This window comes from Mycobacterium sp. 1245805.9, from assembly GCF_001672915.1.
Lineage (GTDB): Bacteria > Actinomycetota > Actinomycetes > Mycobacteriales > Mycobacteriaceae > Mycobacterium.
Window position 1 is genome coordinate 38382 of the sequence record NZ_LZKR01000128.1, and the last position, 10317, is coordinate 48698.

Here is a 10317-nt window from a genome sequence, read left to right on the forward strand (position 1 = left end):
GTTCCAGGCAAGCGGATACTCCGCCCCCTGCTGCACTCTCCTACACGGTACCGGCGTTTCGGGCGCCACCCCGGGGCTCGCCGTCCTAGCGGATGGCCCCGACGATGTCGCCGGACATGGCCCCGAGCTCGCCTGCCCACGAGCCCCAGCCGTTGTCACCGCCGCCGGGGAAGTCGAAGTGGCCGTTGTGCCCGCCGACGCTGCGGTACTGCTGATAGAACATCCGGCTGTTGCCCATCGCCTCGCCGGCCTGCCCGATCATGGCGGCCGGGTCGCTGGCCGCGTCGGTGGTCGGGCTCCAAACCCACACGCGGGTGTTGTTCTGCGCCAGCAGGGAGGCGTGCACCCACGGGTCGTGCCACTTCCACCGGCCGAGCTGCGGCGCCCCCCACATGCCGTTGCCGTCGACGCCGCCGAACTGCTGCAGGCCGGCCAGGATCGAGCCGTTCGTGGTGGTGTTCGACGGGTACAGGAAGCCGGACAGCGAACCGGCGAAGCCGAAGCGATCCGGGTGGAAGCAAGCCAGCGCCATCGCGGCGTAGCCACCCTGGGAGGCGCCCACGGCGGCGTGGCCGCCGGGCGCCAGGCCCTTGTTGGCGGCCAGCCAGTTCGGCAGCTCGCTGGACAGGAAGGTGTCCCACTGCTTGCTGCCGTCGTTCTCCCAGTTGGTGTACATGCTGAAGGCGCCGCCGGCGGGCGCCACGACCGAGATGCCCTTGCCCGCCAGCGTGTTCATCGCGTTGCCGGCCGTAACCCAGTTGCTGACGTCGGGGGCGGCGTCGAAGGGATCCAGGAGATAGACCGCGTGCGGGCCGCCGGCCAGAAACGCCACCGGGATGTCGCGGCCCATCGCCGCCGACGGCACCATCAGGCTCTCGTAACCCGCGGCCCTGGCCTTGCCGACGGTTGCCGGCGCCACCAGCGTCAGGGCCACCCCCAGCCCCACGGACAGTGCGGCGACGCCAAACATCCGCAGAAGCGCTGACAGACCCCTTACGACCCTCATGTCCACCCTCCATCGTCTAGTCGCTGTGTCTGCACATTAGCCAGGACGGGATTGCGGGCAGCCAGCAGGGTAGTGATATAGGCCACACTCCCCGCGCACAAACCAACGGCGGCGACCCGATTGGATCGCCGCCGTCAGTCGTGTTGCTCGTTCTTAGGTGCCGGTGCCGGTGCCGGTGCTCTGGTTGCCCGCGGCCGCGGCCGTGGCCGGGCCGGCGCCCGGCGTGGCGCCCAGCGTCGACTGCAGGTCACCCTTCATCGCCTGCAGCTGTGCACCCCAGTAGGGCCAGTCGTGGGTGCCGTTGGCGTCGAAGTTCCACACCGCGTTGTGGCCACCGGCCTGGTTGTACGCGTCCTGGAACTTCAGGTTGCTGGTCCGCACGAAGCCCTCGAGGAACTTGGCGGGCAGGTTGTCGCCACCCAGGTCCGACGGCTTGCCGTTACCGCAGTACACCCAGATGCGGGTGTTGTTCGCGACCAGCTTGCCGACCTGCAGCGACGGGTCGTTGCGCTGCCACGCGGGGTCCTCCTTGGGGCCCCACATGTCCTTGGTCTTGTAGCCACCCGCGTCGCCCATGGCCAGCCCGATCAGCGACGGGCCCATCCCCTGCGACGGGTCCAGCAGCGCCGACAGCGAGCCGGCGTAGACGAACTGGTTCGGGTGGTAGGCGGCCAGGATCAGCGCCGACGACCCGGCCATCGACAGACCGACCGCGGCGTTGTTGGTGGACCGGACCTGCTTGTTGGCCGCCAGGTACGCCGGCAGCTCGCTGGTCAGGAACGTCTCCCACTTGTAGGTGGTGCAGCCGGCCTTACCGCAGGCGGGCGCGTACCAGTCGGAGTAGAAGCTGGACTGCCCGCCGACCGGCATGACCACGGCGATGCCCGACTGGTTGTACCACTCGAACGCGGGGGTGTTGATGTCCCAGCCGTTGAAGTCGTCCTGCGCGCGCATGCCGTCGAGCAGGTAGAGCGCCGGCGCGTTGGCCCCACCGCTTTGGAACTGAACCTTGATGTCGCGGCCCATAGCGGCCGAGGGAACCTGCAGGTACTCCACCGGCAGACCCGGGCGCGAGAACGCCCCGGCGGTCGCCGAGCCCCCCACGGCGCCAATCAGACCCGAGAGCAGGGCCGCGCCAACGGCCCCCACCACGAGTCGTCGTGGCATGCGAGCCACGGCGCCGCGAAACCTGTCGACAAGCGTCATCCTTGCTTCCTCATCCTTTCGGCGCGCCCTTAGTACAGGCGCATCGTCGAATTGGGTCGTACTGCATACGCTCCACGCAGCAGTGCTCGTGTAGTCAACCACACCATCGCTCATCCCCTCTCATCGAGCGGTCAGGCAAACGGCCATTCGGCCCTCTTTCGCAACGGAATTGGGACCGGAAAGTTGCGCGGAGAACCGCGTTTCCGCATGTGCTTGGCCCCCGTTGAACACTGGTGAGAGCACAGATGTGAGGTTGCTGGCAATGTCCGGGGCCCGGGCGGCCGTGCCGATTTCAAGACCCGCAGAAAAAATTTCCGCGCCGGCGCCTCATTCGCGGGGAGGCGGCGGGATCGCCTCCGGAACCGGCAGCCCACACCTGGCGAGCTCGTAGAGCGGAACGCGATCGATGCGGTACTTGGTGAACTCGAAGCTGTGCACGACGTTGGAAACGAAGCGATGCAAGGTCATTGGGGCTCGCACCGAACTCAGCATCGCCTTCGTCTCGGGGCACTGCAGCGCCGCGACGGCCTGCGCGACCCAGTTCACGTCCAAATAGCCCGGAATTCCCGGATACAACTTCACCCACGGGCCGTCGGCGATCACCCAGTCGGGGAACAGGTTCTTGTCGTGCCCGATCCGGCCGTGCTTCAGCCGCTCTGTGTGCTGGGCGAGCGGGTTTGCCAGCCCGATCTGGTCGATCACCCGCACATCGAGCCCGACGTTCATCCCCAGCATGCCCAGGTTGGTGAAAAACACGGCGTGCTGCGGCTTTTGCGGCGCCTTGCGGTCCCCGGGCGCCGGCGGCAGCATCGGCACCAGGTCCCACTGGGTGTAGTTGCCGGACGGCAGCAACAACGCGCCCTCCGGGGTGTTGTCGAGCGCCGTGAGGACGGCGGCCATCCGCGGGTAGTCCAGGTAGTCGGCGGCCGTCAGCGGGTGCGCGTGCCCGGTGGCCTGCGCGTAGAAGCGGCGTTCGTCGACGATGCCCGAGTAGGTGACGTGGGTGGCGTCGTCGCCCATCCCGGGCGAGTTTGCTGCCCACAGCGACCAGCCCGCGACGCCCAGCCACAGCACCCCGGCCGCACCGGCCGCCCAGTAGCCGGTCTCCCGCGAGTAGTCCTGCCCGTCGGGGAGGGCGACCGGGACGACGGCCACCGGCGCCAGCAAACAAAATAGCGGCGCCAGCAACACCCGCGCGTGCATGAAATCGCCGCCCTGCCGGATCCAGTAGAGCCCCTGCAGCAGCCCGCTGACGAGGACGAACGCGACGACCGCCGACGGGCTCTGCACCGCCCGCGCCAGGCGCCCGTAATCGGGCGACAGCGCCGGGCGCAGGAACGACGGGCGGCGCCGGGCGACCACCACCAGCACGCCCAGCGGCACCAGCAGCAGCACCGGAACCCACACGGCGTAGGGAGCATTGAAGTTGGAGAGGTAGATCATCCCCTGCGACCACTTGTCGCCCGCCGCGTCCTTGGCCAACGCCGTGCCGGGCACCAGCAGGCCGTAGTAGCCCATCCGGAAGATCTCGTAGGCGACCGGCAGGAAACCGCCGGCGATCACGACCAGCGCGCGGCGCCGCCAGGTGCTGGCGGCGATGAGCATCATGATCAGCGCCAGCCCGCCCATCAGCGCCAGCTCGGGGCGGACCAGCACGCTGAACCCGGCGACGAAGGCCAGCGCGCCGATGAAGACCGGGCCGCCCGGACGCCCGCGCACCGGCTGCGCCCAGCACACCATCATCCACCACAGCAACCCCAGGTAGGCCAGCGCCAGGCCGCTCTCCAGGCCCGACGTGGCAAAGTCTCGGGCGGGCGGCAACGCGATGTAGACCAGCGCTCCGGCGGGCAGCAGGATCGCCCTGCGGCCGCGCAGGCTCGGCGCGTACAACCGGCCGGCGCCCAGCATCAAAAATGCCACACCCAGCACCGAAAGTGTCAGAGCCAGCGCCAAGGCCACGTATTCCATGCGCATCGGCCCACCGACCCAGCTGCCCAGGTACATCAGATAGGTCCACGCGGTGGAGGTGTTCGCCTCGACCCGCTCGCCCTGGTTGAACACCGGCCCGTTGCCGGCCAGCAAATTGCGCACCGTGCGCAGCACGATGAGCCCGTCGTCGGCGATCCAGCGCCGCTGCCACGCGCCCCACCCGAACAGGACGGCGACCACCGCCACGCTGATCCACAGGCTGACCCGCACCGTGGTGACGTACGGGAATAGCGGCTGGCCGGCCCGCCGGATCACCGGCCGGCGCAGCACCCCCACCCCCAGCGCCTTCAATTGGGGGCTAGCCGAGGGCAACGGCGGCCCCCACCGTTGCGATCCACGCCAGCGCCAACAGCTGCAGCACCCGGTCGCGCAACGCAATGTCTTCGGGCTCCCCGGCCAGCCCGCCGTCGACGTCGACCGCGTAGCGCAGGATCGCGATGGTGAACGGCACCATGGACACCGTGAACCAGCGCGCGGAGCCGTGGTCGCGCTCGAACGCCCACAGCCCGTAGCACATCACCACCGCGGTGGCCGACATCGTCCAGACGAAGCGCAGGTAGGTGCTGGTGTAGCTCTCCAGCGCCTTGCGGATCGACGCGCCGGTGCGCTCGGCCAGTTGCAGTTCGGCGTAGCGCTTGCCGGCCACCATGAACAGCGACGCGAACGCCGCCACCAGCAAAAACCACTGCGACAGCCGGGTGTCGGTGGCCGCGCCCCCCGCGATGGCCCGCAGCAGGTACGCCGACGACACGATGCAGATGTCCATCACCGCCTGGTGCTTGAGGCCGAAGCAGTAGCCCAGCTGCATGCCGATGTAGACCGCCATCACCACCGCCAGGTTCGGCGTCAGCCACCAGGCCACGCCGAGTGATGCCGTCGCGAGCACCACGGCCAGGGTGTAGGCCAGCCATTCGGGCACCACGCCCGCCGCGATCGGGCGGAACCGTTTGGTGGGGTGTTCGCGGTCGGCCTCGACGTCGCGGACGTCGTTGATCAGGTAGATGGCGGAGGCCGCCAGGCTGAACACCACGAAGGCCACCGCCACCTGAATTCCCAGCTGGCCGTAGTCATATCGGTGGCCTCGGCCCGCCGCGCTCAGCGGTGCGGCCAGGACGAGCACGTTCTTCACCCATTGGCGCGGGCGGATCGCCTTGACCACCCCGACGATCAGGTTCCCCGGAGGCCCGACCACCACGTCTTCGCTCATTCGGTAGCCCCTCGCGCTCGGTCCGCGATCCCGGCGACGGCGGCGCCGAGGGCGATGCCGAAGGCCACGTCGCTGGGATAGTGCACGCCCAGCAGTATCCGCGACAGCGCCATCGGAGGGACGAGCAACACGGGCAAGGGGAGCCCGGTTGCGCGACTCATCAGGATCGCCGCGGCGGTGGTGGAGGTGGCGTGCGCGGAGGGAAAGCTCAGTTGGCTCGGCGTGCCGACGTTCACCGCGACCGCCGGGTGGTGCGGCCGCTTGCGCCGCACCAGGCGCTTGACCAGCACGGCGGCGGCGTGCGCGGCGAACGCGCCGGCCCCGGCCACCAGCCACTCGCGGCGACGGCCCGGCATGAGCACCGCACCGAGCAGCGACACGACCAGCCAGCCGATGCTGTGCTCGCCGAAGTGGGACAGCCCTCGCGCCGCGCCCAACACGCCGGGGCGATCGGCCAGCGCCGACTGGACGGCCACCAGCGCGGCCACCTCACCGCGCGGGGCGGCCGATTCAACCATGCTTGGGTTCGCCGGCTGGCAACAACGCCGTCTCCCACTTCTGCTTGCTGGACAGCGCGGGCAGCGCCTCCCGGTACACCCGGCGCATCTCGTCGAACCGGCCCAGCAGGCGGCGCTGACGGCGTAGCGATTTCAGCAACAGCGACATCATCTTTCGCCGGTCGCGCTGCCGGTAGACCACGCCGCATCCGTCGGCGGTCGTCACGGTCACGCCGTCGACCGTGCAGAGCCGGAACCAGCGCGCGTCCTGGGTCGGAACGTTGTACTCCGGACGCGTGTGGGCGTCCGGGTCGGCCGCCGTCATGTTGTGCAATATCCCGCGCGCCAGCCGGTAGCTGATGGAGACGGGGTTCACCGGCGGCTTCATGGCCTTGGTCTTATTCTGCGGCGACGGCAGCTCGCTCGCTGCCGGCAGCACGACCGCGTCGGGGTACTCCTTGCGGATCCGGTGCACTTCCGGCAGCGCCGATTCCAGGATCGAGAAGATGTGTTCGGGACCGGCCAGGAAGTCGTCGATCGCCCTGTTCTGGATCGCGACCGTCGAGTATTCAAGGCACGCAAGGTGTTTCAGCGTCGCCTTGAGGTGGCTGCGGACCAATCCGGTGATGTCTCCGTCCCAGTGCAGCGCCGCGACCACCAACCGGTTGCGCAAGTGGAAGTAGGCCTGCCAGTCGATGGCGTCGTCCTTGTCGCTCCAGGCCATGTGCCAGATCGCGGCCCCGGGCAGGGTGACGGTCGGATAGCCGTGCTCGCCGGCGCGCAGGCCGTATTCGGCGTCGTCCCATTTGATGAACAACGGCACCGGCTGTCCGAGCTCCTCGGCCACCTGCCGCGGGATCATGCACGTCCACCAGCCGTTGAAGTCGACGTCGATGCGCCGGTGCAGCAGCGCGCTTCGATCGTTGTTGTCGTTCAAGGGGAATTTCGCGAAGTCGTGGTCGTACTCGGCGTGCGGGGCGGCGGTCCACATGAAGTTCGACTGGTTGACGACCTCGCCCATGATGTGTAGGTGCGACGGCTCCTGCAGGTTGAGCATCTGACCGCCGATCAGCATCGGCGCCTTGGCGAAGCGGTTCAGCGCCAGTACCCGCAGGATGGTGTCCGGCTCGATGCGGATGTCGTCGTCCATGAACAGGATCTGTTGGCAGTCCGTGTTTTTCAGCGCCTCGTACATCACCCGGCTGTATCCGCCGGAACCGCCGAGATTCGGCTGGTCGTGGATCGACAGCCGGTCGCCCAGACCGGCGGCCGCGGCCGGGAAGTCCGGGTGGTCGCGCACCTTGCGCGTGCCCTGATCCGGCACGATGACCGCCCCAATCACCTTGTCCACCAACGGATCTGCAGTCAGGTCGGCCAGCGCGTTGACGCAGTCGGCGGGACGGTTGAAGGTGGGGATACCGACGGCGACGTTGGCGGTGCCGGGGGCGGGCTCGGTCGCGTACCAGCCACCGCTGAGCAGGCTGACCGCGGTGTCGGTGGTGATGTCGAACCAGATCCAGCCGCCGTCCTCGAACGGCTTGAGGGGCACCTCGATCTCGACGACGGCGGGCTGATCGTCGGTGCCGACGAACTGGCGGCCCTCCACCGAGATCCGCACCCCGGTGGCCTTGGTCCGGTACATGTCGACGCGTCCCGTTCCGGTCAGCTCGACCCGCAACACCACCGACGTGCAGATCGACCAACGGCGCCAGTAGCTGGCCGGGAACGCGTTGAAGTACGTCGCGAACGACACCTCCGACTCGGCGCCGATCTGCAGCGAGGTGCGCGACGTCGCGTGCGCGCGCCGCGCGTTGGTGGTCGACTCCTCGAGGTAGAGCTTGCGCACGTCGAGGGGTTCGCCCGGACGGGGCAGGATGATTCGGGACAGCAGGCTAACGGCGGTCATTATGCGTTCGCGCCTTCGTCTTGGAGTAGGGGCGCGCCGTCACGCAGGTGCGGCGCGAGGGTGTTGTCGTACATGCTCAGCGCGCTGGCAATGGCCATGTGCATATCCAGGTATTGGTAGGTGCCCAGCCGGCCGCCGAACAGGACCTTCGACGACGCGGTCTCGGCCTTCGCCCGTTCCCGGTAGGCGGCCAACAGGGCGCGGTCGGCCTCGGCGTTGATCGGGTAGTAGGGCTCGTCGTCGTCTTCGGCGAACCGAGAGTATTCGCGCATGATCACCGTCTTGTCGGTCGGGTAGTCACGCTCGAGGTGGAAGTGGCGGAACTCGTGGATGCGGGTGTAGGGCACGTCGAGATCGTTGTAGTTCATCACCGGCGTCCCCTGGAAATCCCCGATCGGCAGCACTTCCACCTCGAAGTCCAGTGTGCGCCAGCCGAGGCGGCCTTCCGCGTAGTCGAAGTAGCGGTCCAGCGGCCCGGTGTAGACGACGGGGGCGTCCGGGGACTCGGCGCGCAGTTGGTCGCGGACGTCGAACCAGTCGGTGTTCAGCCGGACCTCGATGCGGTCGTCGTCGGCCATCCGCTGCAGCCACGCCGTGTAGCCGTCGACCGGCAGGCCCTCGTAGGTGTCGCTGAAGTATCGGTTGTCGAACGTGTAGCGCACCGGCAGCCGGTTGATGACCGCGGCCGGGAGCGTGGCGGGGTCGGTCTGCCACTGCTTGGCGGTGTAGCCCTTGACGAATGCCTCGTACAGGGGCCGGCCGATCAGCGAGATCGCCTTCTCCTCCAGGTTTTGCGCGTCCGCGGTGTTGATCTCGGCGGCCTGCTCGGCGATCAGCTGCCGCGCCTCGTCCGGGGTGAAGTACCGGCCGAAGAACTGCGACACCAGGCCCAGCCCCATGGGGAACTGGTAGGCCTGCCCGTTGTGCATCGCGAACACCCGGTGGCGGTAGTCGGTGAAGTCGGTGAACTGGCGCACGTAATCCCAGACCCTCTTATTAGAGGTGTGGAACAGGTGTGCGCCGTACTTGTGCACCTCGATGCCGGTCTGGGGCTCGGCCTCAGAGTACGCATTGCCGCCCAGATGCGGGCGCCGGTCGAGGACGAGCACGCGCTTCCCGAGTTGGGTAGCCGCGCGCTCGGCAATGGTCAGGCCGAAGAATCCGGAGCCGACGACGTGGAGGTCAAAGCGACTAGAAGGAGAAGTCATCGGTTGCTTAGGGTATCCGACCGCGCGGGCCTAACCCATTTGGCGAGGCCACGGCTCCGGATCCGCGGTCACAGTCGGACTCTCAATTACCTCACGATTCAATATCAGCACTCTAGTCACAGCAATCCCACTCGTACCATCAACTCTGTGTGCTTCACACCGGTTAGGACGGGCAGGGCACGCCGACACAACAAGCAGTTCAAATAGTTGTCCAGATACGAGGAGACTTCCGTGCCGAATCGACGCCGACGCAAGGTTTCGACAGCCATGAGCGCGGTCGCCGCTGTGGCAGTGGCGAGTCCTTGCGCATACTTCCTGGTCTACGAATCGACCGCCGGCAGCAAGCCGGCCGAACACCACGAGTTCAAGCAGGCCGCGGTGATGTCCGACCTGCCCGGCGAGCTGATGGGCGCGCTGTCGCAGGGCCTGTCGCAGTTCGGGATCAACCTGCCGCCGGTGCCCGCGCTCAGCGGTGGAACCGCCGCCGCCACACCGGGTCTGACCAGCCCAGGCCTGACGAGCCCGGGGTTGACCAGCCCAGGCTTGACGAGCCCGGCGCTGACCAGTCCCGGCCTGACCAGCCCTGGCTTGACCAGCCCTGGCTTGACGAGCCCGGCTTTGGCGAATCCGGGCCTGCCGCCCACGACGCCGGGCACACCCGGGGTCGCCACGCCGGGCGCGGCGGCGACGACGCCGGCCGCCGGGCTCAACCCCGCACTTGCCAACCCGGGCCTGACCAGCCCGACCGGGCTCACACCCGGGGTGGCGAGCCCCGCGCTCTCGCCCAGCGAGGTGCCGATCGACTCGACGACGGCAGGATTGGACCCGGGCGCCGGCGGCACCTACCCGATCCTGGGTGACCCGTCGACGCTGGGCGGTGCTTCGCCGATCGCGTCCGGCGGCACCGGCGGGACCGGCGGCACCCGCGGCAGCACCCGGTAGCGCACCCGCGGCACCCGGCAGCGCACCCGCAGCACCCGGCAGGGCACCCGCGGCACCCGGCAGGGCAGCGGCGGCACCCGGCAGGGCCTTGGCCGCGCCCGGCAGTGCACCCGCGGCGGCCGGCAACGCGGCACCCGGCGCGCCACCCGCGGCGCTCTGCTGGACACCCTGCATGATGGCCGGCATCACCAGGCCCTTGAGCAGGTCGATGGCCTGGTTGGCGCCCAACTGGTTGGCGGCCTGCATCAGGTCGTTCATCAGCCCGCCGCCGCCGCCAGAGGTGCCGCCGGTCCCGCCGGTGCCGCCGGACGCGATCGGCGAAGCACCGCCCAGCGTCGACGGGTCACCCAGGATCG

At 68.8% G+C, this 10317-nt stretch carries 7 protein-coding genes and 2 pseudogenes; 1 reads left to right on the forward strand and 8 read right to left on the reverse strand.

The window, feature by feature from the left end; translation table 11 throughout:
• Window positions 1-85 precede the first annotated feature (85 nt).
• The 7 genes from A9X00_RS18310 to glf form a co-directional block, all read right to left on the reverse strand.
• The gene (locus A9X00_RS18310) at window positions 86-1006 is read right to left on the reverse strand and encodes an esterase family protein (RefSeq protein WP_067156391.1); all 921 of its coding nucleotides are present in this window, start codon (window positions 1004-1006) and stop codon (window positions 86-88) included.
• 153 nt (window positions 1007-1159) lie between these two features.
• The gene (gene ag85A, locus A9X00_RS18315; protein WP_067156393.1) at window positions 1160-2212 is read right to left on the reverse strand and encodes a diacylglycerol acyltransferase/mycolyltransferase Ag85A; all 1053 of its coding nucleotides are present in this window, start codon (window positions 2210-2212) and stop codon (window positions 1160-1162) included.
• Window positions 2213-2539: 327 nt separating this feature from the next.
• Entirely contained in the window at window positions 2540-4513 is a 1974-nt protein-coding gene (gene aftB, locus A9X00_RS18320) for a terminal beta-(1->2)-arabinofuranosyltransferase (protein WP_067156397.1), read from the reverse strand.
• Window positions 4500-5408: a decaprenyl-phosphate phosphoribosyltransferase gene (locus A9X00_RS18325; RefSeq protein WP_067156399.1), complete on the reverse strand. Its 909-nt coding sequence runs from the start codon at window positions 5406-5408 to the stop codon at window positions 4500-4502. The genes aftB and A9X00_RS18325 overlap by 14 nt, the downstream gene beginning before the upstream one ends.
• Window positions 5405-5926 carry a phosphatase PAP2 family protein gene (locus A9X00_RS18330; RefSeq protein ID WP_067156402.1) on the reverse strand — a complete coding sequence of 174 codons (522 nt, stop codon included), beginning with the start codon at window positions 5924-5926 and terminating at the stop codon, window positions 5405-5407. The genes A9X00_RS18325 and A9X00_RS18330 overlap by 4 nt, the downstream gene beginning before the upstream one ends.
• Window positions 5919-7811, reverse strand: a complete 1893-nt coding sequence (locus A9X00_RS18335; RefSeq protein WP_067156405.1) for a glycosyltransferase — start codon at window positions 7809-7811, stop codon at window positions 5919-5921. The genes A9X00_RS18330 and A9X00_RS18335 overlap by 8 nt, the downstream gene beginning before the upstream one ends.
• Entirely contained in the window at window positions 7811-9019 is a 1209-nt protein-coding gene (gene glf, locus A9X00_RS18340; protein WP_067156408.1) for a UDP-galactopyranose mutase, read from the reverse strand. Before glf ends, A9X00_RS18335 begins: the two co-directional genes overlap by 1 nt.
• A gap of 231 nt (window positions 9020-9250) precedes the next feature.
• Between glf and A9X00_RS18345 the strand changes: the two are divergent.
• Window positions 9251-9937, forward strand: a pseudogene (locus tag A9X00_RS18345) (PirG); the annotation flags it as partial.
• Between the two features lie 123 nt (window positions 9938-10060).
• Here A9X00_RS18345 and A9X00_RS32020 read toward each other — a convergent pair.
• Window positions 10061-10317 (reverse strand): annotated as a pseudogene (locus A9X00_RS32020) (PirG); the annotation flags it as partial.

Coding starts and splice junctions, on each gene's coding strand:
- A9X00_RS18325 (WP_067156399.1), bottom strand. CDS start 5,408: ATGAGCGAAGACGTGGTGGTCGGGCCTCCGGGGAACCTGATCGTCGGG.
- A9X00_RS18310 (WP_067156391.1), bottom strand. CDS start 1,006: ATGAGGGTCGTAAGGGGTCTGTCAGCGCTTCTGCGGATGTTTGGCGTC.
- A9X00_RS18335 (WP_067156405.1), bottom strand. CDS start 7,811: ATGACCGCCGTTAGCCTGCTGTCCCGAATCATCCTGCCCCGTCCGGGC.
- glf (WP_067156408.1), bottom strand. CDS start 9,019: ATGACTTCTCCTTCTAGTCGCTTTGACCTCCACGTCGTCGGCTCCGGA.
- ag85A (WP_067156393.1), bottom strand. CDS start 2,212: ATGACGCTTGTCGACAGGTTTCGCGGCGCCGTGGCTCGCATGCCACGA.
- A9X00_RS18330 (WP_067156402.1), bottom strand. CDS start 5,926: ATGGTTGAATCGGCCGCCCCGCGCGGTGAGGTGGCCGCGCTGGTGGCC.